23 protein-coding genes and 1 riboswitch are annotated in these 22,389 nt (G+C 45.7%); of the genes, 11 read left to right on the forward strand and 12 right to left on the reverse strand.

Features of this window, described 5'->3' with window-relative positions:
• Positions 1-197: 197 nt before the first annotated feature.
• Together mrcB and FH974_RS18395 are read left to right on the forward strand one after the other, a co-directional pair.
• Positions 198-2,588, forward strand: a complete 2,391-nt coding sequence (gene mrcB / locus FH974_RS18390) for a penicillin-binding protein 1B (RefSeq protein ID WP_242551957.1) — start codon at positions 198-200, stop codon at positions 2,586-2,588.
• 149 nt (positions 2,589-2,737) lie between these two features.
• Entirely contained in the window at positions 2,738-3,289 is a 552-nt protein-coding gene (locus tag FH974_RS18395; protein ID WP_047884848.1) for an NUDIX hydrolase, read from the forward strand.
• A gap of 192 nt (positions 3,290-3,481) precedes the next feature.
• On the opposite strand, the gene FH974_RS18400 is transcribed toward FH974_RS18395, so the two are convergent.
• Both FH974_RS18400 and FH974_RS18405 read right to left on the reverse strand, forming a co-directional pair.
• Positions 3,482-3,769: a Rho-binding antiterminator gene (locus FH974_RS18400; protein WP_047884589.1), complete on the reverse strand. Its 288-nt coding sequence runs from the start codon at positions 3,767-3,769 to the stop codon at positions 3,482-3,484.
• Positions 3,770-4,304: 535 nt separating this feature from the next.
• Entirely contained in the window at positions 4,305-5,093 is a 789-nt protein-coding gene (locus FH974_RS18405) for a RelA/SpoT domain-containing protein (protein WP_047884588.1), read from the reverse strand.
• A gap of 425 nt (positions 5,094-5,518) precedes the next feature.
• Between FH974_RS18405 and FH974_RS18410 the strand changes: the two genes are divergently transcribed.
• Positions 5,519-5,851: a hypothetical protein gene (locus FH974_RS18410; protein ID WP_047884587.1), complete on the forward strand. Its 333-nt coding sequence runs from the start codon at positions 5,519-5,521 to the stop codon at positions 5,849-5,851.
• A gap of 75 nt (positions 5,852-5,926) precedes the next feature.
• Here the strand turns inward: FH974_RS18410 and FH974_RS18415 are convergent, their stop codons facing one another.
• The 3 genes from FH974_RS18415 to FH974_RS18425 all read right to left on the reverse strand — a co-directional run bounded on the left by FH974_RS18415 (position 5,927) and on the right by FH974_RS18425 (position 7,977).
• Positions 5,927-6,490 carry a HopJ type III effector protein gene (locus FH974_RS18415; protein WP_422894368.1) on the reverse strand — a complete coding sequence of 188 codons (564 nt, stop codon included), beginning with the start codon at positions 6,488-6,490 and terminating at the stop codon, positions 5,927-5,929.
• Entirely contained in the window at positions 6,453-6,848 is a 396-nt protein-coding gene (locus tag FH974_RS18420; protein WP_047884585.1) for a DUF2750 domain-containing protein, read from the reverse strand. Before FH974_RS18420 ends, FH974_RS18415 begins: the two co-directional genes overlap by 38 nt.
• Positions 6,849-6,954: 106 nt before the next feature.
• On the reverse strand, positions 6,955-7,977 hold the full coding sequence (locus tag FH974_RS18425) for a transporter (protein ID WP_047884584.1): 1,023 nt from the start codon (positions 7,975-7,977) through the stop codon (positions 6,955-6,957).
• A gap of 428 nt (positions 7,978-8,405) precedes the next feature.
• Here FH974_RS18425 and FH974_RS18430 point away from each other — a divergent pair, with 428 nt between their 5' ends.
• The 6 genes from FH974_RS18430 (at position 8,406) to FH974_RS18455 (ending at position 13,077) form a co-directional block, all read left to right on the forward strand.
• The gene (locus FH974_RS18430) at positions 8,406-8,996 is read left to right on the forward strand and encodes a hypothetical protein (RefSeq protein ID WP_047884583.1); all 591 of its coding nucleotides are present in this window, start codon (positions 8,406-8,408) and stop codon (positions 8,994-8,996) included.
• A 44-nt stretch (positions 8,997-9,040) separates the two neighbouring features.
• On the forward strand, positions 9,041-9,376 hold the full coding sequence (locus FH974_RS18435; RefSeq protein ID WP_047884582.1) for a hypothetical protein: 336 nt from the start codon (positions 9,041-9,043) through the stop codon (positions 9,374-9,376).
• 185 nt (positions 9,377-9,561) lie between these two features.
• Positions 9,562-10,128, forward strand: coding sequence for a hypothetical protein (locus FH974_RS18440; RefSeq protein ID WP_047884581.1), 567 nt, complete (start codon positions 9,562-9,564; stop codon positions 10,126-10,128).
• A gap of 115 nt (positions 10,129-10,243) precedes the next feature.
• Positions 10,244-10,918: a C39 family peptidase gene (locus FH974_RS18445; protein WP_047884580.1), complete on the forward strand. Its 675-nt coding sequence runs from the start codon at positions 10,244-10,246 to the stop codon at positions 10,916-10,918.
• A gap of 8 nt (positions 10,919-10,926) precedes the next feature.
• The gene (locus FH974_RS18450; RefSeq protein ID WP_047884579.1) at positions 10,927-11,436 is read left to right on the forward strand and encodes a hypothetical protein; all 510 of its coding nucleotides are present in this window, start codon (positions 10,927-10,929) and stop codon (positions 11,434-11,436) included.
• Positions 11,437-11,733: 297 nt separating this feature from the next.
• Positions 11,734-13,077, forward strand: coding sequence for a sigma-54-dependent transcriptional regulator (locus tag FH974_RS18455; RefSeq protein WP_047884578.1), 1,344 nt, complete (start codon positions 11,734-11,736; stop codon positions 13,075-13,077).
• Positions 13,078-13,188: 111 nt separating this feature from the next.
• On the opposite strand, the gene FH974_RS18460 is transcribed toward FH974_RS18455, so the two are convergent.
• The 7 genes from FH974_RS18460 to FH974_RS18490 all read right to left on the reverse strand — a co-directional run bounded on the left by FH974_RS18460 (position 13,189) and on the right by FH974_RS18490 (position 20,494).
• Positions 13,189-14,205 (reverse strand): adenosine deaminase, encoded by a 1,017-nt coding sequence (locus FH974_RS18460; protein ID WP_047884577.1) that lies wholly within the window; start codon positions 14,203-14,205, stop codon positions 13,189-13,191.
• Between the two features lie 118 nt (positions 14,206-14,323).
• A riboswitch (purine riboswitch) is annotated at positions 14,324-14,423 on the reverse strand.
• 147 nt (positions 14,424-14,570) lie between these two features.
• Complete coding sequence (locus FH974_RS18465) at positions 14,571-15,320, reverse strand: MBL fold metallo-hydrolase (protein WP_207104226.1); 750 nt, start codon at positions 15,318-15,320, stop codon at positions 14,571-14,573.
• 340 nt (positions 15,321-15,660) lie between these two features.
• On the reverse strand, positions 15,661-16,572 hold the full coding sequence (locus FH974_RS18470; protein WP_047884846.1) for a sensor domain-containing diguanylate cyclase: 912 nt from the start codon (positions 16,570-16,572) through the stop codon (positions 15,661-15,663).
• Between the two features lie 178 nt (positions 16,573-16,750).
• Positions 16,751-17,248: a copper chaperone PCu(A)C gene (locus FH974_RS18475; protein WP_047884576.1), complete on the reverse strand. Its 498-nt coding sequence runs from the start codon at positions 17,246-17,248 to the stop codon at positions 16,751-16,753.
• Positions 17,249-17,291: 43 nt separating this feature from the next.
• A complete protein-coding gene (locus FH974_RS18480; protein ID WP_047884575.1) occupies positions 17,292-17,867 on the reverse strand; it encodes a hypothetical protein in 576 nt (191 codons plus the stop codon).
• A gap of 237 nt (positions 17,868-18,104) precedes the next feature.
• The gene (locus FH974_RS18485; RefSeq protein WP_047884574.1) at positions 18,105-18,794 is read right to left on the reverse strand and encodes a response regulator; all 690 of its coding nucleotides are present in this window, start codon (positions 18,792-18,794) and stop codon (positions 18,105-18,107) included.
• Positions 18,795-18,814: 20 nt separating this feature from the next.
• The gene (locus FH974_RS18490; protein WP_047884573.1) at positions 18,815-20,494 is read right to left on the reverse strand and encodes an ATP-binding protein; all 1,680 of its coding nucleotides are present in this window, start codon (positions 20,492-20,494) and stop codon (positions 18,815-18,817) included.
• Between the two features lie 192 nt (positions 20,495-20,686).
• Here FH974_RS18490 and FH974_RS18495 point away from each other — a divergent pair, with 192 nt between their 5' ends.
• Positions 20,687-21,670 (forward strand): tripartite tricarboxylate transporter substrate binding protein, encoded by a 984-nt coding sequence (locus FH974_RS18495; RefSeq protein ID WP_047884572.1) that lies wholly within the window; start codon positions 20,687-20,689, stop codon positions 21,668-21,670.
• A 243-nt stretch (positions 21,671-21,913) separates the two neighbouring features.
• Entirely contained in the window at positions 21,914-22,387 is a 474-nt protein-coding gene (locus FH974_RS18500; RefSeq protein ID WP_047884571.1) for a tripartite tricarboxylate transporter TctB family protein, read from the forward strand.
• Positions 22,388-22,389: the final 2 nt, after the last annotated feature.

Raw genomic sequence — 22,389 nt, forward strand, 5'->3', positions numbered from 1 at the left:
TGAATGATTCGGTGGGGGCAGGTATTCTGCGGGATTTTATCGCGGATTACCAGTCGGGTTGCAACCTTGTGCTGTGATCTCGCCATCTGCAAAAATCAAGTGTTTAGCCGCTTTTCATGTAGGCTTTGACATTTTTCTGACACCGCAAAATGATGCTTGCGCTAATGTCTGCGCGTTATTTCTACCAGAAACAGACTATGACAAAGCAACAGACACCTGACGATTCTAAGCAATCACCTGAAAACACCCCTTCTTCACGCATGGTTCCGCCTAAAAAGAAGAAGGAAAAAAAGCGTAGCTGGCTGGCTTACACCGCAATTGCAGCGGTTATTGCCACATCTGCTGGCCTGATGAAAATGGGCTACCAGCTTAACGATGAGGTGACCGCCAAATTTGAAGGGGAGCTCTGGCAGCTGCCTTCTGTGGTTTATGCCCGAGAGCTGACACTTCAGCCGGGCGCATTGATCCGTTACGAAGATCTGGTCAATGAGTTGAAGGTACTGAAATACCGGAAAGTGGACAAACCGTCTCAACCGGGTGAGTACACCACCAGTCGATTAAAGGTCGAGTTCATTCGCCGCCCGTTTGAGTTCCGTGATGGGGAGCAGGATGCCCGCCATGTACAGGTGACCTTTGATTATTCCAGTGTAAAGAAAATTATCGATGTCGCCAGCAAGCGAGAAATGGGGATCTTGTCGGTTGAACCGAAACTGCTTGGCATGCTGGAAGCGAAAACCGAAGAGCATCGCATTTACAAGCCAAAAGATGAAATGCCGCAGCCTCTTATTGATGCGCTGATTGCCACCGAAGACCGCGACTTTTATGAGCACGAAGGGGTGTCTCCGACTGCGATTATGCGCGCATTTGTCGCAAACCTGAAAGCCGGCCGTACCGTTCAGGGAGGCAGTACCCTGACCCAGCAACTGGCGAAAAACATGTTTCTGACCAGTGAACGCAGCTTGTGGCGGAAATTCCGTGAAGCCTATATGGCTCTGATCCTGGATTACCGATTCACCAAAGATCAGATTCTCGATGCTTACCTGAATCAGGTATACCTGGCGCAGAGCGGTCGTGAGGCGGTGCATGGCTTTGAGTTGGGCTCTCGGTTCTATTTCGGGTTACCACTGTCTGAGCTGCGGGTTGATCAGCAGGCATTACTGGTGGGTCTGGTCAAAGGACCGTCTTACTACAATCCGTGGCGCTATCCTGAACGTGCAAAAACACGCCGTAACTTGGTGTTGAAGCTGATGGCAGATAATGGCGTTCTGGAAGAAAACGAGTACAAGAAGGCTTTAGATAAACCGTTGGATTTGCAACCGAAAGGTAAGATTGCTAACCGACAGCCTGCGTACTTTGGCCAGTTGGAACGTGAACTGCAAGCGAAAGTCGACGGTTACCAGCCGGGGAAAGGGTTGCGTCTGTTTACTACGCTGGACCCCCGCTCACAAGAGCTGGCTGAGCGATCGGTCAATTCGGTTATTCCACAATTGGAAGCACGAGCTGGCAATGAGCTGGAAACCGCGGTGGTTGTGGCGGATCGCCTGACAGGTGAAATCCGCGCGATGGTGGGAGGCTCTCGTACCGGTTTTGACGGGTTTAACCGTGCGATTGATGCGAAACGTCAGATTGGTTCGGTGGTGAAACCTGCGGTGTATTTGTCAGCACTGGAGTTGCCAAAGCGTTTCTCACTGGCGACCAGTTTGCAGGATCGACCACTGACGCTGAAAGGACAGAAAGGTGAAAACTGGACGCCACGAAATTATGACCGTCAGTATCGAGGAGAAGTGCCATTGTATCTGGCACTGGCTAAATCTTACAACATCCCGACAGTCAACCTGGGGATGGCGGTTGGCTTGGATCATGTCATTGATACCATGACCAAGCTGGGAATCGATGAAGGTGAAATCCCGAAATTACCTTCAATGCTACTGGGAGCATTTACGCTGACACCACTGGAAGTTACTCAAATGTACCAGACCATCGCCAGTGGCGGTCGTCGCAGTAAGCTGACGGCACTGAATGCGGTGGTGGATAAAGAAGGCAATATGCTTTATCAGCATTTGCCGACATCCAAAGAAGTGGTATCTGAGGAAGCGGCGTGGCTGACACTGTACGGTATGCAACGCGTGGTGACAGAAGGTACAGCGCGTTATCTGAATTCTGTATTGCCGTCTTCCCGTCTGGCTGGTAAAACCGGTACCTCAGATAAGGGCCGTGACAGCTGGTATGTGGGGGTCGACGGTCGTGAAGTGGTGACGATCTGGATGGGGCGCGATGACAACAAGGCGGTGAAGCTAACAGGTTCTGCCGGGCCACTGCGTCTTTATGCTGACTATATCCAGCACCGTGATCCTGAACCGTTGGTGCTGAAACGTCCGTCAAAAATTGTTGATTTTGATTATTACACAGACCGCCAGGGCGTACTGGCACAAAGCTGTATCGGCCAAACGCATCTGCCTGCCTGGGATCCGGAAGGAACGTTAAAGCAGGGCTGTATCCATCAGGGCTTGGGTGATGATATTTCGGAAGGGATTCGCAAAGGCTCCGGCCAGGTTGAAGGCTTCCTGAAGCGTCTGTTTACCTGGTAACCCTGAGAAACTGATTCGCTGGTTTATCCTCACTGGCTTTACTGCTATAGGGGATCGTACCGATAAGGGGATCGGTGCCGGGCATTGTCGAAATGGCTTCAGGCCGCTACAATGCCCGGCTCTTTCATCCGGTAGCAGAGACTTCTTCCATGCGTTTACTCCAATCAAGTGTCCATCCCGAGCTGACTAATTTGGACGGCACGCTTTTCCATCGTAAAGCGGCACGTGGCATCATCCTGAAAGGCGAAGAGATCCTGATGGTGTATACCGCACGTTATCACGATTACACGTTGCCGGGTGGTGGACTGGATGATGGAGAAGACGCTGTTGAAGGGCTGATTCGTGAGCTGCAGGAAGAAACCGGTGCCAGAAATATTCGCGACATTCGTGAATTTGGTCTGTATGAAGAATATCGCCCTTGGTATAAACCGGATTTCGATATCATGCACATGGAATCATACTGCTATGTGTGTACGATTGATGATGAACTCGGTGAGACCCGTTTGGAAGACTATGAAGTCAGTAATGGGATGAAACCTGTGTGGATCAATATCTTTGATGCTATCGCTCATAATGAACACACCATGGCGAACAGTGAGAAGAAAGGCATGTCGATTGAGCGCGAAACGTTCCTGCTCAAGCGCATTGTCGAAGAGTTGTTGCCTGAGGCGTCTGAAACGGTGCTTCAGGCTGCGAGCTGAGCATACAGAAGCCAGCGTAGTATGTTAATGCTTTGCAGCGAAAACATCTGCGGCTCCCAAAGACTTATATCTGTGAAAGGCTGCCAAATGGGCAGCCTTTCATTTATGTACTTGAACCTGTTTTACGTTGTTTTACGTAATGTGGCATTTGGTCTGATGCTGAACTTGATTTCAGCAGGCTGGATGCCGTTGTCATACACCAACGGTTTTATCAAATTCACTCTTGGTGACTTCATCAAAACGGGCATTAGGGGTCAAAGCTTTCATGCGGTTAATGCAATCCAGTCGTATTTTGGTGTATTGATACTGTGTTTTACAGATCAGCCATTCCGATTTGTCCGGCTGAATGTCGGTATCGATACACCTTCCTTCTACAGTAGAACCATCCCGTAATTCCAGCTGCACATCGTAATGATACAGGCAGGCTAGCTCAAAATGGTCATACAGGGCGCAATCAATGGGTTGGTAGCGGTCACTCATGGTTCCCTCATCTGGTAGTGGACACGTTTCAAACGCAGGTAATTTACACGCAAAACTAAACACCTGTTATTTAACCGTAGACAACATCACTGTGTCACAAAACCGTCATGAGCGACTTTTGAGACTCAATATCGAAAAACTGTCTGTAGTTTGAGACACCACCGTGACTAATTGATTCCTGTTATCCCTGAGATTGTGTGTTTGAATAGGCGCTTCACAGCACTTTTCACAGAAGTCGTAATTATGCTGTGAAGCTGCACTTTCGATGGTTTGTGATTACGGGTATAAAGTTGGCCGCCGCTCATTAGGTTAGAGAGGTAAATTGGTAGATAGTTACATAGGTGGATAGTTAAATAGGTTGATAATAGCTAGGTTGATAATAAGTAGATAGGGACGACGGATCCGACAGCAGTGGGTCGGCGGCCAGAACTGCAGTTTACATGCTGAAAACTAAAACCCGTCGATTAAAACCCCTTTTTAGTCAATCCCGCTGAGTAATATCAGTGTTAGTGCCTGGTGTGAACCTGACGGCTGGTTAGCTAGCCAGCCGGTTAGGGTGCAGGTATTGCTGCCAGGCATCATGATACAGAGCCTGTGAAGTAACCCTAAGTTGGCTGATTTGGGCCAGTTCAAATTCACTCAGGTCGCGAGATTCATGTTGTGCGCGACGCTCAATGTGCTGAATCTGTTCATAGATGTCATGCTCAGGGCCGCTTTTGACGGTAGAAATCGCATCCAGGTGAAGCTGAACTTCAGCAATCATGCCGGTTTCCGGCAATTGAACCAACACTTTCAGGTCGCGGTAACCTGACGGGGCCGGATTTTTAAAACGGTTCTTAACCGCAATCAGGGTCGACTCCTTTCCAACCAGTTCAAATGCCTGTACCAGGCTGGGAATATCACGGGCAACAATGGATGCACGAGCCAGGTCGGTGATCTGGCTGGCATCGCCATTGAGCTCTGTCTCAATTTTACTGAGCGCGCGTTCTTTGGATTTTACATCAGGAATAATCACGTCGTTCCCGGTCATCATCCCCACTTCTTTAATCAGGTTGCTTAGCTCTTCTTGTGCATGCGGAGCGACCTGATACAGCGCATTAAAGTGGCTGTAAGGCTGTCGAATGTCTGATGAGCGCCAACTATTGATGCTATATAGGCCACTCAGACTGCGCTGAAACGATTTCTTGCTAGTCTCGGATTGCTTGGATGAGACCTCATAATCCAGACGGTCAAAGTCATTCAGTGTCGGGGAGGCAATGGCAGAGCCTCGACCCATCACACAGAACAGAATAAATGCGGTACGTAGTACGCCTTTAATATCCATTAAACAACTCCTGTTTCGCCAGATTTCTGGCTGATACGTAAAACGTTAAAATGATGGGTAGCCCCATGCAAAAGCGACGTATCCAGTTGTGTTGCCGAATGATTTTCTTCAGTAATGAGATTATCAACTTTATCTGAACGACACATGAATTTTACGTCAGCGTGAAGTGAAATCGATCACATTGGTGATAAATCATCGATTCTGTGAAGTGATTTGTAACATTCCTTATCATTCCGAAAGGATCTGACGTGTTTAATGATAAAATTTTGGCCTGATAGCGGGAGGTGAGTCAGGAAAAAGCGCCTGGATAAGTGCCTTACACACGAGATATGGCTGCTATGACGCTATCGGAATGGCGTGAGCAGATGAGACGCTACATCTGCTTTTTTAACATCTACAGGCGAGCACAACTGCCAGGGTAAAATATGCAACAAGATCTATTAATCATTTTTGCGGCCGTATGGCTTGGTATGGCGCTGGGCAGCTTTATGCTGTTTCATCGGGGAAAAGACGTTGCGAAAAAACGTAAGTTGTGGCCGGTGTACACGATCGTCAGTAATGTCGTGATTGCTGCGGTGATTGTTTACATGCAACCGCCATTCACCATGATGCTGGGATTGCTGGCTTTTATGGTGCCTTTGACCTGGCTTACCATTCGTTCAACACGTTTTTGTGATGCCTGCGCACACCCGAGCCGCAGCCCATTTTTTATGAAGCCGCCATCAACGTGCTCGCACTGTAAAAAGCCGCTGCATTAAGCATTCTAAACAACGCCCGGTATTCAGTGATGATCGGGCGTTTTCTTTTGCGGGCGTTTGTTTAAGCTTTATTGCTTATGTTGTTGATGTAATAAAAAGCTCGAAACATAAGGGTTTGGTGGTCAGAGGGCAGTCGTCAAACTTAATCCCGGCCCAGCCATACTTCATAAAATGGCGAATGTTCTGATGATCGCTGCCAGCTGGGTGTTGCAAAACATCATTACGGTAAAACTCACCAAAGCAGGCGAGTGTTTCAGCTTCTGTCAGTTTGTTCAGTTGAGCGAAGGCAAAGATGCGGCAGGAGCCTTCATTCGTACCGGCTGGATTAGTCAACGTTTCTTTGCCTAAACCGTTTGAGAAGGTCACAGGGGCATATGCGTAGTTGTCGTTGATAACCTGCATGACCTGGCTGAAACTTACTGATTCCGGCTGCTGTTTGAGTTGGGTAAAAAATGCCTCCATGGCAACATTCCTCGTAAAGTTAACGCAGTTTCTGTAGGAAGTGATGGTAAAAAAGGGGGAGTCAAACACTCCCTCTTTATTGGTGTCAGCAATTTTGAGAGCGGGTTGCCCAAAAATTCGCAGGAGCAATAATCGCAACTTAGCGGGATTGTTTCTTTTCCTGCTGACGCAGTTCAAAATCCAGCTCTTCAGGATCGATAACTAAGCCATCTTCGTCCACATTCGGAAAGACGACAACAGCCAGTTGATCATCCGCTAAGCCATAAGTCCAGCGGCTATGCCATTTATTCAGCGAAATTGATTCAGCCTTGCAGGACTCCCAGTCTCCGGTTGCCCAGGCTTCTGCAAACTCACGGTTAGGCCAAACCGGTACACAGTCATCATCTTCTGTATTCAGCATGACGCAGCCATGTTCGTCAGTCAGAATCCAAATTTCTCGATTGGCTACCACTTCTTTCAGCAGATACTGGTAGCGTTTCTCTGAATCATAATTTTGGATTGTCGCAATTTGGCTTGGGTCTAGTGGCGTAGACATGCAATTTTCCTGTCACTCATAGTAATAGCGTTATAGCTTAGAGGAAAATTAGACTTTAGTCATTGAAGGATTCCCCGCCAGTGAACTGACGGGGAACAGATGCGCGTTATTTCAGCGTATATGGAATGCGGACAGAAAGTTGGAAGTCAGGGGCGTCAGCGGTTAAACCGGCTGTCACACCGACGTTCAGTGTTGTATCTCGGTTAATGGCGTAGTTGGCACCCATCGAAATAGAGTCCAGTTGCAGCAATTTGGCATCCGCCGGGGTAGAACCATTCACTTCTGATTTGAAGATGGTTTTGTGGCTAAGGCCCAGGCTGAATGAAAAACGGGGATTGACGGCAAAACCCATACCGGCGCTGAAACCAATGGTATCACCTAAGTCAATACTGGTTTTAGTCCGTTCACCGTCTTGTTCAACCGTTACATCATCTTCAATATTCCAGATGTAGCTCAGGTTGGCATAAATAACCGCCGGGTCGATGGGCATAATCATTGTCATGCTCGGCTCTATACTTGGAAATCCAGAGCCCGTAGGCAGTTCTGCAAAACCGAACTGATCGTCAATAGGCACATCATATGGCGATGAACCTGTGGTTGTTTTAAAACGGACACCTGCGATCCAGTAAGGCGCTTCTAGCATATTAATTTGATACTTAAAGGCCGCTTCTATATCGCCAAGATCACTATTATCAAAGGTTCTGAGTTCAGGCGCATCACTGCCTGAGCCATTCACGCTTCGACGAGAAATCGAATCATAACGATATACCCAGGGAATTCTGGCTTCTACTTCCAGTCGGTTGGTGATCCCGTAACGGCCCGTTAAACCGAATGTGAGTGTTGTTCGGTCAGTGTCATTGGCTTCGATAAGGCCAACAATCAAAGACGGCAAAACGGTGTAACCTACGACAGATACGGTATTGGATGAGTTCTGGGTAAAGGAAAGACTGGTATCCAGAACAAAGGATCCTTTAGGGGTCAGAACGCCTGGCTGTTCAAAAATGTCAGCGACCGTTTGAACCCTTTTCGGCTTTTTGTCTGGAGCTGTTTCAGCAGGTTCTTCTGCTGCTACACCTCCGGACACCAAAGCAAGAAGCACGATTAGGCTTTTGTTATTGAAAGTAGTCACGATTTCCTCACTTATTACTAAACGGCTAACCCCTGAAGGTATAAAAGCAGTAGGCTTCTTTTATGAATAAAAAAGTGAAACGAACTGTTAAGAAAATCATAGTCGAGGTGAGAATAAGGTGGTAACTGAGATTCTCAGAATAAGTCTTAGTAATGAGAACAAACCATATCCTTCTATAAAATGAGAAACAGGTTAAATTTTTCTTAAAAATAAAAAGGTGCTCTGACAATTGAAAATGTGAGACAAAATTTCAATATGTTTACGATATAAATAGAGGTAATTAAAAAGGAAATTTAATGATTTAATTGATTCTATTTTTATTAAAAATAATACAGAAGCCAAACTTGCCATCGCTATAGTTAAGTTATCTCGCAAACACGTGCGAGTGATTATAAGAAAATAACTCTCAATATATTTGGAGTACTATCATGCGTAAAACACATATCGCACTATTAGTAGCAGTCGTAGCTTCACCTCTTGCGCTAGCAAATACATATTATGACCCTTATAACCCATACGGTGGTTATGACAGCAGTGATAAAACAGTTTCTGACTCATACAACAAGTCTTTAGACGCCAGTCTGTATGTAGACGTAAATAAAGAGTACAACATCGAAAAGACTTACAAGTCTGATGACGATGTTTTGAAAATGTACGACGTGAATAACACGTACAAAAAAACCTGGACTGATAACAGCTCACATGATTACAGCCAGGATTGGAATATCAATTTAGAGTACAACGACGTTCAGGCTGTTTCTCACCTAGACGGTGCAGTCACCTACAGTGAAGTGACTTACGGCGGTGCTTGCTGTGACAGTGGCCATGGTTACGGCAGCTACGGCGGTGGTTACGGTGGTGGCTATGGTTCAGGTTCAACACTGACTGTTAACCACACTAATGATATGTCCGGTGCATTTGGCGGTGCTTCAGGTATCAATATTGCTGGTCAGAATGCGGGTAACAACTCCTTGGTTCAGCAAAGTGCTAGCACCAACGCCATGTTAGCAGGTAATTAATCAAGTATAACTGAGGGCTGCAAGTCAGCCCTCAGGAGGATGTCATGAAATATTTAACGCTGATAGCGGCAATGATAGCAACAACCAGTGCTTTTGCTGCTGATGAGTTGGATATTCTAGCAAATTCCGAACAGCTCTCGTCCGAAATGATGTCTGTTTCAAGGGGAGGGGAGTATGAGCTGAAGTTGGATAATCTTTACGCCAGTTCGGAAATGAATGGTGATGTTGCAGGAAACGCGGCCTATAACAATACAACAGGTGATAACCTGATTGATGCAGGTTCATTAAGTAATTCATCTGGCGTGTTTAATATAGTCCAAAACACAGGTAACAATGTGTTAATTCAGAATGCAACAGTGGTAAACCTGACATTGAAGTAATTGTTAGTCTATCTACGCTAACTGAAAGTTAGTATCCAACAAATAACAATAGAAATATGTTGGTTTCGCAGGGCATAACAAATCTTCTAAGATCTTGGTTTTTATCATTATCCTCAAAGATAATTGATTACCATTTGAAACGGATTTATCTGAATAAATATATATAATTAATTTGGAGTATGATCATGCGTAATACAAAAATTATGCTACTAGCAGCAATTATTGCGTCACCTCTTGCACTGGCTGACGGCGGATATGGTGGTTACGGCGGTTACGATAATGGCTATGACGATTATGATAACGTCACCATTGATGGTAGCTATAACAAAACTACAAATGTTGACGTTGATCTTTCATACGATAAGACTGTCAATTACAGCAAATACAGTTCATCAGATGATGATTATCTGAAAATGAAAAATGTGGGTAATACTCACGAGTTTGACTATGAAGATAATTCTTACAAGGATGCTTCAAAAGATGTAGATATTGATGTTGAAGTCAACAAATACCTTGCAGAATCAACACTATATGGTTCTGTTATGGATACGAGTGTTACTTACGGTGGGGCATGCTGTAAAGGCTCATCAACTGATGTCATGGTTGACCATGCGAACAACATGCACATGTCTTACGGTAGTGCATCAGGTATTAACATCGCGGGTCAGAACGTGGGTAACAACTCCCTTGTACAACAAACTTCAAGCACAAACGCAGCGCTTGTTGGCTCAGGTAGTGGTGGTTCCTACTAAAAATATAAAGGGCCGTAAGGCCCTTTTTATTTCGGGTTATCAAATCTGATATTTGTGACTTCTGCAGATTCACTATAGTAACTATAACTTCAGTTTTCAGGTAGGCGGCAAGCGTATGAAAAGATCAACTTTATTGCTTATCGGCCTGTTTACATCAACACATGTATTGGCACTGGACTATTTCCCTAGTCGCGGCGGGTACAACGTTCAAGTAAAGAGTTATCAAGAACAACTTTTTGGTGATGTTTTTAAACAACAATATGACTTTAGCTGTGGTTCAGCTGCCCTGGCATCGCTGTTGAGGTTTCATTATGGTATTGATGCGCAGGAAAATACGATTTTTGATTTCATGTTTAAAAATGGTGATAAGAAAAAAATTGAAAAACAGGGATTTTCAATGTTAGACATGAAAAAATATCTGGATTCTCTTGGGCTTGATGCGAACGGGTATAATATCCCGCTTGAACGGTTTCAAAAAATACGCATTCCAGCAATTACAATTGTGAACTTTGATGGATATATGCACTTTGTTGTTATTAAAGGGATGAATAAAAAGAATGTGATTCTCGGTGATCCATCTCGTGGTACACTTATGATGCCAATAGATGATTTCAAAAACTATTATAAAGGCGCTGTGCTACTTGTGAAGAACCGAGCGAAAATTGGTCGCGAAAGCTTTATTACTGCAGATAATTACAATATTTATACACCTTCACCCTCGTCAGAAGCGGTTGTCAGAGACTCGTTATCGACATTCAGCATTACTCTACCTGGGTCGAATGAATATTAGAGGCTAGTATGAAAAGGTTAACTCGGTTATTTGTCGCTACGGCATTTGGGAGTACTGCGCTGTTAGCGCATGCTTCTATCAGTTATCTATCCGTTGATGAATTGGGCTTAACCTCCTTGAGTGAGAGTGAAATGTCCTCATTAAGAGGGGGATTTGTCTCTATCAGCGACAACATAATCAACATAGGGCTATCAATCAGTACCGCTATTAATGGCGAAACTGTATACTCCACTCACATCGCCGATTTTACGATTAATAATGGTATATTGACCAGCCGGGATGGCAGGGACACCTATGATTACGGTGACCCGGTAAAAATCATTTCTCATGGCTATAATAATATTGTTAAAGGTAAGCCAGGATCTGATGTGATGGGTGTCTTTGTCCAGAACTCAAAAGATAACACCGTTATTAACAACCAGACTGTTTTGGATATTGAAGCTGATATTAAAAGCTTTAATCAACAAACTCTCTTTAAAACCCGATTGGAAAACTCCATTCTTTACAATGGATATTAAACTAGTCTTATAGTAAAAATTTGTCATATTATCACTTTTTTGTCCATTCTAAAGGTATTGCTAATGCAATACCTTTTTTATTTGCATCTCTTTTGGCGTAAACAATAAAAAGTTCAGTTTTTTTTGTCTTTTTTCACCACTGATAAGTTAATGATAATGTTGATATTAAGTAATTAATTGTTTATTTGTTTTAGGGTTTTAAGCATTTCTTAATTTTGAAACTCTACCAAAAATGAATTTTTTGCCTATATTTTTATTACATTGATAATAAGTATAAATTGATAGAAGGTGACTTCGATGGTGGCTCAAAGTCAAAATAAATCAATGACTGGTCGTTTAGTTGCAATTGGATGTAATTATGAACCTTGGATTGCGCTGCTTGAACAATCAGGTTGGAAAACACATTGTTGTTATGACCTGCGTACTGCAGATTCAATTCTTGAAGAGTACAGTCCATGCATCTGTGTCGTTGATTTAAGCAATAACGACTTTAGTTTGAATAGCATTTCTTTGAGGGCAAATAAAACTAAACAAGTTAAATGGATTGCGATTATTAAAAAAGAGCAGCTGAAAACGGATGCCATCTGCCAATTTATCAATAACTTTTGCGTTGATTATTTCACCGTTCCGGTTCCGGGTAGTCATTTGCTTGACACGGTCGGACACCAGTTAGGAATGTTGGAAATTGAATCACGTACCTGGGTCGAGATAACCTCACAGCATGATATGGGCCTGTTTGGTGAATCGAAATCTATTAAACAATTACGGGATATGGTTCGTCGTGTTGCAATGACCGAAGTGAATGTATTCCTGACAGGGGAAAACGGTACAGGTAAAGAGTTGATAGCAAAATCGATTCACAACCTGTCCAAGCGTAAAAATACACCATTTACTGTCGTAAACTGTGCCTCTTTAAATCGTGACGATGACAAAATGTCACTGCTGGACGGTTCATATCGTCAGGAAGATGGTACGCGTTTTACCGGCACATTAATGCTCGATAACGTGGAAGAACTGTCAAAAGACTTACAAGAAGATCTGCTGACTTATTTACAAGCGCCGGCCAGCGAAACACTGGATGGAGAAGATGCGGCTGATATACGAATCATTGCCACTTCCAGTGCTGATCTAGAGGCGGCTGTGGCAAGCGGAGAATTCAGTAAAGAGCTGTTCTACCGGTTAAATGTGTTCCATATCAAAGTACCAACCTTGCGTGAACGTGGGTCAGATATTTTCCTTTTAGCAGAAACGTTTTTGACCAAGTTTGCTCGCGAGTACAGCACAATGGCTGCTTCGTTTTCGGAAGATTCCAAACAGCTACTGCTTCGCTACAGCTGGCCGGGTAATGTGCGTGAGTTGATTAATCAGGTCAAACGTGCGGCATTGCTGGCAGAAGGCAGCGAAGTACGAGCAGAACATTTTGATCTGCCTAGTAAGGCAAACCTGAAGCAAAGTCTGCGAAATATTAAAGATGAAGCTGAAAAAGATGTTCTGGTTGCGGTACTGGAAACACATCGTGGTCAGGTCGCTTCTGCAGCCAAAGACCTGGGGGTTTCAAGAGCAACAATGTATCGCTTGTTGAATAAACACAACATTGTGCCAGATTCCCGTCACTACAATAATGGGTTTATCAGAGACTGAACTGAGGCAATACCCAGATAATCAGAAGCCCCCAAATGGGGGCTTCTTCTTTATTTTATCTTTGTTCTGTTCTCTGCTCTGCGTGAAAGCGGCCTTTGTGAAGTTTATGAATTAATGGGTACGAACATGCTGGCTCAGGTAGTTTTCTACACGCCAGCAATAGTTGGCTTTATCCTCATCGGAGATAAAGCTGGCTTCAATCGCATTCAGGGTAAACTGCGCGAGTTGTGAATTGCTGAGTGGATGGGCTTGCGCCACGGCTAAAAAGTTGTCTGTCATGTACCCGCCAAAATAGGCAGGATCATCAGAATTGATGGTGACGCAAAGCCCTTTATCCAGTAAATCCGTAATGTTGTGTTCGGCCATGGTCTTAAACACTTTGAGCTTAATGTTTGAGAGTGGGCAGACAGTCAGTGGCATTCGCGATTCAGCCAGCTGGCTGACCAGGGTTTCGTCTTCGATACAGCGTACGCCATGGTCAACCCGCGAAACGCCAAGCATTTCTATCGCGTCATAAATGTTCTGTGCCGGACCTTCTTCACCAGCGTGGGCCACTGTTTTGAACCCAGCCTGCAATGCGGTTTTAAAGACCCTAGCAAATTTTTCTGGCGGGTTGCCTTGTTCGGATGAATCCAGACCAACACCCACGATTTTGTCTTTAAACGGCAATGCTTCTTCAAGGGTTTTGAACGCCGATGTTTCATCGAGGTGACGCAGGAAGCACATAATGATCTGGCTGCTTATACCAAGCTCTTTCTTCGCCTGATCAAGGGCGCGGCTGATACCGTTAATGACGGTATCAAAAGGAATTCCGCGTTCGGTGTGGGTTTGAGGGTCAAAGAAAATCTCTGTGTGAATCACATTATCCTGCTTACAGCGCAGCATGTAGGCCCAGGTCAGATCGTAAAAGTCCTGTTCGTGAATCAGTACATTGGCGCCCTGATAGTAAATATCCAGGAACGATTGGAGATTGGTGAACTGATAGGCGGCCCGAACGGCTTCAGGACTTTCAAAAGGAATTCTGACCTGGTTGCGTGTCGCCAATTCAAACATCAGCTCTGGCTCAAGAGAACCTTCGATATGGAGGTGGAGTTCAACTTTAGGTAATCCGTTGATAAAGTCTTTCATAGTAAGCCCTTATTCTTCTCATAGAGTTAAATCTGTTTCCGGTACATGGCCAGAAGGAGGAGATTAGCGCTAAGGTACTTTTCTGCTGAGTAGTGAAAGAATTACAAAGAGAAAAGCACATTTGCGCTTCACTCTTCGTAATCAGAATTTTACGGATTCTGGTAGAAACCCCCATACCTTATTAATGGGGTTATACGAAGTGTTCTGCCAGCTATGGAGTAAGTCTAGACATCGATCTTACTGAATAGCAAAACAATAACGATATACAGGCGGGCGATGATTGCATAAAGTGGCTGACCTTGCAACGTAGTTTATCAATAGTGGATTGATACGTACGCGGTTTTAGATGCCTGTCAGACCCAGCTTCAGCGTCGCCGTAGGGCTCGCTTAATTTTACTTTTCACGGCTCGCCAGTGAGTGATCGGTTTGCGTGGGGCGCGCTCCAGCACATGCTGATAGTCTTCTGGGGACGGTGTAATTTCTCCGCCATGAGCAAGAATGATGGCATCCGGTTCAAGTGCCATAATACGCTGTACTGAGGCGCGGTAACGGTTAGGGTAGAATACGGGAAATGGCGGGATGGAGCGCCCCTTCACTTTTACCATCAAGTCGGCCACATAGACTTTTCTTGATGGTTGGTGATAAAGAGACAAGTCACGATCTGTATGGCCCTGAGTTGAAATGGCTTGCCAATCTGGAAAACCGGGAATCTTTTCGCCGTCATCTAGCAGAAAGTCAGGTTTGAGTTTGGCGGAGTACCAGAGAAAACGACGCGGCTTGCCCATACGTTTGGCAACCCAGTCTGCCAGCACCAGATCGGCCCAATGCATCAACTGTCCGTCAAGTCCGCTGTACCATTGGCCGGGAACATTTGCCGAGGCAATTCGGCATCCTGTTAGTGTTCGTAAGCGGTGTGCAGCCCCGGCGTGGTCAGGGTGCATATGCGTGACAATCACCAGGGATAAATCACTGAATGCACGCTGCAGTGTGTGGGTGATGTAACTTCTGATAAGAGGGATATCTGCCCGGCAGCAGCCGTCAAGGAGAAGCAGGCCGCGGCGGTATTCCGCCAGATAAATGGTCTGTATGTAGCCTTCAATTCTGTGAAGTTTGATCATTGATGACACGTCCTGCGTCCTTATGTAAACATCCGTTTAAATTTAATTATGCCCATTTTTTATCGTGCGACAAGTTGCGGTGGTGAGAAATGAGTCAATCGCTCAGAAAGGACAAGGAAGACAGCAGAACAGAAATGACGGCTTGATGATATTTGCGGCTCAGCACCTTGGTTGACTATAGCGCGTCGATAAGTCATTTAAATAAATAGAAAATATAAATGTCTACATTGTAAATTGTAGAAATAGGGTAAGCAGAATGGTTACATTAGGGGCAACTGATGTATGAGATTTTCCAAGTATCTATGTCGTTTAATATTGTTAAATATAGAATAGAGATTTATATGGCGATAACCTGATTTCGTCCTTTGTTTTTAGCATTGTAAAGCGCATCATCAGCACGGTGAAATAGTGCATGAAACTTTGTGTCATCATTTGACAGATCTGTTACACCAATACTCAGGGTTAAATTGATATGTGATTTACCGACGTTGAATAAGTGCTTGCTGACGGCCTCACATAAACGATCTGCTAGTAAATGTGCCGCATCGAGCGGGGTGCCGGGTAATAAAAATGCGAACTCTTCTCCACCGATCCGACTGATCGTATCTTCATTGCGAATGTTGTTGCTCAGAAAAATACTGAGGGCTTTCAGCACCTCATCACCAGCATGGTGACCAAAGGTATCGTTGATTTTTTTGAAGTGGTCAATGTCAGCGATCAGCAGCGAGAGAGGAACACCATGGCGCTTGGAGAATGAGAAAGCTTTATCAGCCTGATAGAAGAAGCAGCGCCGGTTGGCCAGTTTGGTCAGATAGTCTGTATTGGCTTGATTTTCGAGTTTCAGTTTCAGCTTATGCAACGCAGTGATATCGGTTGATACACCATATAAGCCGATCACTTGTTTGTCTTTGCCGAAGATTGGCGCTTTGACTGTTTTAAAGACGCGAAGCACTTGCTGGGAAATCAGGTAACCGCTTTCTTCAATTTCGACCAATTGCTTCTTTTCAATAACGCGCCTGTCACTGTCTAAAATCCCCTGTAAATGACTGGAGGTAAAAAAGCTTTCATCACTTTTTCCTATAATGTCATCTGGCGTGCAATGAAAAAGATCGCAAATTAATTGGTTAACGTATAAATAGTTTCCATAAACATCTTTAATATACACATATGCGCCCATATGATTTAAGACACTTTCAAATATTGTGTTTACATTATTTATAGTAAGCTCACTATCTTCAATTTGTATCATTTTTTCCATGTGAAAGGATGAAATAGGGGGAATGATAGTAAGATTCTATATCTCAAATTAACGCATGTGGGTTTAAATTATTCTGTCTGGATGAATTTGTGAAACAATTCATATTATGAATGAAAAAATAAGCTGCCAACTTGGCAGCTTATTTAATTATGATTTTGTTATTTCGCTATCAGTGACCGCTATGATCCATCTTCATCGCATCTGACTGATAAGTCGCTTTTTCAACCTTCACTTCAACTTCTACGGTACCGGCATGTTGGAAGTTCAGAGTGAGCGGGAAACTTTCACCCAGTGCCGGGGTTTTCTTCAAATCAAAGAACATGATGTGCAGTCCGCCGGGTTTAAGGTTCTGCTGGCCTTCTGCAGGAATGGTGATTTCTTGTACTTCCCGCATTTTCATCATGCCATTTTCATTCACATGGGCATGCAACTCGGTTTTTCCGGCGATCGGAGAGCTGGCGCTGAGCAGGGTGTCCGCTTCTTTGCCGTGATTATCGATAGTAAAGAAAGCGGCAGCAACCTGTGAGGTCGGTGGGACTTCTTTTGACCACGGGTGATCAATGTTCAGATTTCCCCCTTTGTATTCATGGGCTGACGCGATACCAGAAAACGTAAATTGTGTAGCAAGCAACATTGTGGCGCAGATGAAGGCATTTTTAAGTGTCATAATTTTTCTCCTTAAGGCTGGAAGGTCAATCCAGCGGTAATAATCACATTGAATACTGAGTTGAGTTAACGTGATCCAGTGGTGGAGAATGTTTGGGCGCAAAGCGGTAAAAACGTTTACTAATCGTAAAGGGAGAGGAAACAGGCTTAACACGCCGACGATAACTGACCAGCGCCATGATCAGTAAAAATGCCCCTTCCAGATTGAAGTGGTTGCCAGGATGCAGTTTAAACACCGGACAGTGGCTTTTCAGGAGAGTCTGGTGGTCAGTTTTTGTATCTGATTCAGCCTGGCTGGATTGCAGGCTACTGAGTGAAACCCACTTCAGTCCCTGACTGGTGCATATCAACACTTTGTCCCGTGTCTGCCAGTTTTGTGGCACGTTGCTTAGATATGCGTTTTTTTGATGCTCGTTTACTTGGGATACTGCTTCTTGGTAGCCAGTCTCTTGGTATCCAGTTTCTTGGTATCCGGCGCTGGCACCCGGTAGCAGGCCGACATTGAACACCACCAGTGAAGAAAGTAAACCCGATACGATGATCGACACCACCACCAGGTAACAAAGACCAGTGTGCAGGCTTTTGGGTATGGGAAACAATGTATGGTGGTTGACTGACATTTTTTCAGTGTAGGACTTTTTGGGCGTGAATATTAACAGTCACACATATACTTGTAATCAAAGTTGTTACATAGACGTTGGGAAATTGAGATCTGTCTAACGCTTGTTATGCTGACCTGAATAATTGGGTCAGCCTGCTGTGCCTGTGCCTGTGCCTGTGCCTGTGCCTGTGCCTGTGCCCGTGCCTGTGTATTGTGATCATTAAAAGTATCAGCTGCCTAAACGTAGTCAGATGATTCACAGCGGATGGTATCGACGTTCAGGACGACCGACAGTGCCGTAAGACACTTCAGCATTCAGCTCGTCGGTACTGACCAGAAATTCCAGATAGCGGCGTGCTGTCGTCCGGCTGGCACCGATTAACTGCCCGACTTCTTCGGCATTAAGGGCATTGTGGCTGCTTTTGAATACCGCTCGAATTTTGTCCAGGGTAATGCTGTCAATGCCTTTGGGAAGGCGAGGGGCACCAGATGTATTTTGCTGGATTGTCGCTGATTGAAGCAGGCCATCCACATCGCTTTGTACCAGAGATTCCATGTCGGAAAGTTTGCTGAGCTGACCACGAAACTTATCTAGTGACGCCTGCAGGCGCTCAAAAACCAATGGTTTGAGAATATAGTCAAAAATGCCGTAACGCATTGCGGTGCGTAAGGTCTCGACTTCTTTGGCTGCGGTAACCAGAATCACGTCAGTGTTGCAACCATCGGCGCGTAACTCCCGGAGCAAGTCCAGCCCCGTCCCGGTCGGGAACTGGTTATCTAACAGCAGCAACTGAGGTTGAAATACCTCAATTAAATCACGTGCGTCGTTCAGACTGTGGGCGATACCAACCACATGAAAGCCGTCGATCCTTTCGACAAAACGTCGCTGAATTTCTGCGATTTGTTGATCATCTTCAATGATGACCAGGCTTATTGGGGTTGTCATTTGAATTCCTTTCGTTTCTATCAGTTTGCTGGCCCTGAAAAGGGGATTGGACCGGCATTTAAATCTTTACCGCGTAGTAACTCACTCAGTTCTTTCGGTAAATATAAGGTGAAGCGGCTGCCATATGGCGAAATAGGCTCGACGGTGATCATGCCGCCTAAATGATCGGTCAGGCTTTTCACTAAGTCGAGCCCGATACCATGGCCGGGTTGAGACTTGGTAGAAAAGCCCCTAGTAAATATTCTCTCACGGTCACTTTCCGCGACGCCTGGCCCTTGATCTTCGATTTCAAAAATCAACTCTTTACCATAATCAGAAAGTGACAATGTCACGGATCCGCCCCGACCATAATGTGCCAGTGTGGCTTCCAGCGCGTTATCGATCAGGTTACCTAAAATGCTGACTAACTGCTCTCGCGGCAAGGCATCAGGCAGTGCCGACATCTGACTTTCCTGCTCAATGTGTAGCGTCAGGCCCAGTTCTTTGGCGCGGTTGTATTTACCCAGCAGGCACCCGGCCAACACACTGTCAGAAGTCACGCTCATCAACTGCTGTATAAAAGCCTGATGACTGGATGTTTCCTGACCGATCACCGCCAACGCTTCGTCTTTAGCGTCTATCTGAATGAGCCCGGCAATAGTGTGGAGCTTATTGTTGTATTCGTGTGCCTGACTACGAAGGCTGTCAGCGTATTGCTTGATGCGGGTCAGCTTCCGGCTGACCAGATCGACTTCATTTTTCAGTCGGAAACTGGTGACGACACCCGTGGTCTTATCGTCCTGGCGAAGTGGGATGCGGCTGGCAATCAGCAGATGATTGTGCAGCCAGATTTCTTGATCGAACTGTGGCTGACCGCTTCGCAGAACGTGCAGCATGCCGGTATCTGGCAGTACTTCCATAATATGTTTACCAATATACTGCTCGTTTTCCGGTAGTTCTAACGTCCGAATTGCCGCATGGTTAAAGGTGGTAATCATGCCTTTCTGGTTGATGGCAACAATGCCTTCCCGCACCGCTTCCAGTGTGGCATTCCGCTCTTCAAACATCTGTCCGATCTGCTCCGGCTCTAAATCAAAAATCGCTTTCTTAAAGTGACGGGCAAACCAGATAGCGGTGAACACACTGAAAGCAAAGGCCGCGGCGATGGCCAGCATCATGGACAAGCGATGATTACTGACTAATTGTTCAACGGTATCAAGTAGATAACCAACGGACACAACGCCGATAATTTGAGTGCCTGTGTGATTGAAAATCGGGGCTTTGCCGCGTACCGACCAACCGATACTGCCTAACGCTTTGGATACATAAGGTATTCCTCCAATAAGCGCTGGTGCATTGGTATCACCGTCATCGTCAGACATGGGTTTCCCAATACGCTCCGGAAATGGGTGAGCGAGGCGGATGCCATCCCGGTCTCCAATGACGACAAATTTTGCTTCGGCAGATTTTGCTATCTTGTAGCTTAAAGGTTGCAGTATGTCGGTGTTTCTTGTTTCAACGGCATCGATCAGCGTGGGGGAGGCTGCAATGGCCTGTGCGACTCGCATGGCCTGGTGGCCAATTTGTTCTTCTAATACTGTATCGAGATAGCGTATCGCGAACTGGCCAAGAATACCTGTCTGTGATACCGCAATGACGCCTAAAATCAACACCATACGTGTTTTTAACTGTAGGTGGCGCAGCGATAATAATTGGGTCATGTGGGTGAATCCTTCCACCAGAACGTGCAGGGGGACTACTTTACCGTTTTCTGTTCAGCTTTGCTGTGAACATTATGAACAAAATGATGTTTAACTTCGTTATTCACAATAAATTTACAATCTGTTAATCGGGATGACGCTGGCATAACTTTAGCGGTGGAGGAACACATAACTATTTTAAGAGGACATCTTATGCTTACTCAGTTCATCTCCCGCAAACGTGTTACTGTACTTGCAGCATTTATGGCGTCGGCATTGAGTGTTGGGCACGCTCAGGCCAAAGTTGAAGAGGTTCATTTCCTGGTTCCAGGTGGCGCTGGTGGCGGCTGGGACAGCACAGCCCGTGGCATTGGCGAAGCCCTGTCAAAATCGGAGCTGGTTGATAAAGTTTCCTACGAAAACATGTCCGGTGGTGGTGGTGGTAAAGCGATTGCTTACCTGATCAAGACCGCTGAACAGTCCCAAGACACGCTGATGGTCAACTCCACACCGATCATCATCCGATCTCTGTCTAACGTGTTTCCACAGTCTTTCCGTGATCTGACTCCTGTCGCTGCGACGGTTGGCGACTTCGGCGCGTTTGTCGTGGCAAAAGACTCTCCTTACCACTCGTTCACTGAACTGGCGGAAGCTTACAAGAAAGATCCTCGCTCAGTTTCTGTTGCTGGTGGTTCTGCTCGCGGCAGCATGGATCATCTGGTTGCGGCACTGGCTTTCAAAGCGGCAGGTGGTGAACCACGTAAACTGAAATACCTGGCTTACGATGCTGGTGGTAAAGCCATGGCGGGTTTGCTGTCTGGCGAAACACAAGTGCTTTCTACCGGTCTGAGTGAAGCGCTGAGCCTGGCTGAAGCCGGTGAGATCCGCATTCTTGCGATGACAGGTGATGCGCGTTCTACTGCAGCACCTGATGTCCCGACGCTGAAAGAGCTGGGCTACGACGCTACCTTTGTCAACTGGCGTGGCTTCTTCGGTGCTCCGGGGCTGAGCGATGAGCAGGCCGATGAGTTTGCTGATGTACTGAAGAAAATGTACGAAACCAAAGCTTGGGAAACCGTTCGTGACCGCTACGGCTGGACTGAAATCTACAAGCCTCGCAAAGAGTTTATGGCGTTCCTGGAGCAACAGGAAAAAGAAGTGGGCGGCCTGATGCGCGAGCTGGGTTTCCTTAAGTAATCTTCAACGGCGTACCCGGATGTTCTGTTCTTCGATGAGAGATTTATCCGGGGCGCCATCTGTTGCGGCGCTGGTTCGTTACTACAGGTTGGCATCCCGCCTTGTGCCTTGTCCGGGCGCTGTTCGAAATCAATCTAACCTGTTCAGTTCACGTGCTGATCATGTTCTCACTAAATACATGTTTCTGCTCAGGTCATGTTTTAGTTAACGACATGTTTTAACTAAAGAAAAGAGGGATCACCAATGACGATAACGAAAGATCATATCGGCGGTCTGGTGTTTTTATGTTTTTCCATCGCCTACGGCTACTACGCCAATGAAATCGTGTTGTTTCCCGGTGATGAATTTGAACCCTTCAATGCCAGATCCATGCCAACAGCCCTGGCTTTAATGGGAGCCGTTCTGGCGGTGTGTCAGCTACTGACGGCCAGTAAAAAAGAGAAAGAATGTCTGAAGCTAACCGGTTACGACTTTTCGCTGGTGGCTAAGTTACTGGTTCTGATGGTGCTGTTTGCCGTGTCACTGGAATGGCTGGGCTTTATGGTGGGAACCATTTTCTTCCTGGCTGGTGGCTACTGGCTGCTGGGTGAGCGAAGAATCAGGATTGTCGTGTTGGCGTCTGTACCTTTTGCTGTCGGGTTTTGGTATGTCCTGACGCAACTGTTAGATATTTATCTGGCTCCGGGCCGGGTCTGGACAATGATGTTGGGGAGCTAAAC

The organism is Photobacterium ganghwense (assembly GCF_017329545.1).
GTDB classification, from domain to species: Bacteria; Pseudomonadota; Gammaproteobacteria; order Enterobacterales; family Vibrionaceae; genus Photobacterium; species Photobacterium ganghwense.

Excerpts from the sequence above, each read along its gene's own strand:
- mrcB (WP_242551957.1), top strand. The coding sequence starts at position 198 with ATGACAAAGCAACAGACACCTGACGATTCTAAGCAATCACCTGAAAAC.
- FH974_RS18395 (WP_047884848.1), top strand. The coding sequence starts at position 2,738 with ATGCGTTTACTCCAATCAAGTGTCCATCCCGAGCTGACTAATTTGGAC.
- FH974_RS18400 (WP_047884589.1), bottom strand. The coding sequence starts at position 3,769 with ATGAGTGACCGCTACCAACCCATTGATTGCGCCCTGTATGACCATTTT.
- FH974_RS18405 (WP_047884588.1), bottom strand. The coding sequence starts at position 5,093 with ATGGATATTAAAGGCGTACTACGTACCGCATTTATTCTGTTCTGTGTG.
- FH974_RS18410 (WP_047884587.1), top strand. The coding sequence starts at position 5,519 with ATGCAACAAGATCTATTAATCATTTTTGCGGCCGTATGGCTTGGTATG.
- FH974_RS18420 (WP_047884585.1), bottom strand. The coding sequence starts at position 6,848 with ATGTCTACGCCACTAGACCCAAGCCAAATTGCGACAATCCAAAATTAT.
- FH974_RS18430 (WP_047884583.1), top strand. The coding sequence starts at position 8,406 with ATGCGTAAAACACATATCGCACTATTAGTAGCAGTCGTAGCTTCACCT.
- FH974_RS18435 (WP_047884582.1), top strand. The coding sequence starts at position 9,041 with ATGAAATATTTAACGCTGATAGCGGCAATGATAGCAACAACCAGTGCT.
- FH974_RS18440 (WP_047884581.1), top strand. The coding sequence starts at position 9,562 with ATGCGTAATACAAAAATTATGCTACTAGCAGCAATTATTGCGTCACCT.
- FH974_RS18445 (WP_047884580.1), top strand. The coding sequence starts at position 10,244 with ATGAAAAGATCAACTTTATTGCTTATCGGCCTGTTTACATCAACACAT.
- FH974_RS18450 (WP_047884579.1), top strand. The coding sequence starts at position 10,927 with ATGAAAAGGTTAACTCGGTTATTTGTCGCTACGGCATTTGGGAGTACT.
- FH974_RS18455 (WP_047884578.1), top strand. The coding sequence starts at position 11,734 with ATGGTGGCTCAAAGTCAAAATAAATCAATGACTGGTCGTTTAGTTGCA.
- FH974_RS18460 (WP_047884577.1), bottom strand. The coding sequence starts at position 14,205 with ATGAAAGACTTTATCAACGGATTACCTAAAGTTGAACTCCACCTCCAT.
- FH974_RS18470 (WP_047884846.1), bottom strand. The coding sequence starts at position 16,572 with ATGATACAAATTGAAGATAGTGAGCTTACTATAAATAATGTAAACACA.
- FH974_RS18475 (WP_047884576.1), bottom strand. The coding sequence starts at position 17,248 with ATGACACTTAAAAATGCCTTCATCTGCGCCACAATGTTGCTTGCTACA.
- FH974_RS18480 (WP_047884575.1), bottom strand. The coding sequence starts at position 17,867 with ATGTCAGTCAACCACCATACATTGTTTCCCATACCCAAAAGCCTGCAC.
- FH974_RS18485 (WP_047884574.1), bottom strand. The coding sequence starts at position 18,794 with ATGACAACCCCAATAAGCCTGGTCATCATTGAAGATGATCAACAAATC.
- FH974_RS18490 (WP_047884573.1), bottom strand. The coding sequence starts at position 20,494 with ATGACCCAATTATTATCGCTGCGCCACCTACAGTTAAAAACACGTATG.
- FH974_RS18495 (WP_047884572.1), top strand. The coding sequence starts at position 20,687 with ATGCTTACTCAGTTCATCTCCCGCAAACGTGTTACTGTACTTGCAGCA.
- FH974_RS18500 (WP_047884571.1), top strand. The coding sequence starts at position 21,914 with ATGACGATAACGAAAGATCATATCGGCGGTCTGGTGTTTTTATGTTTT.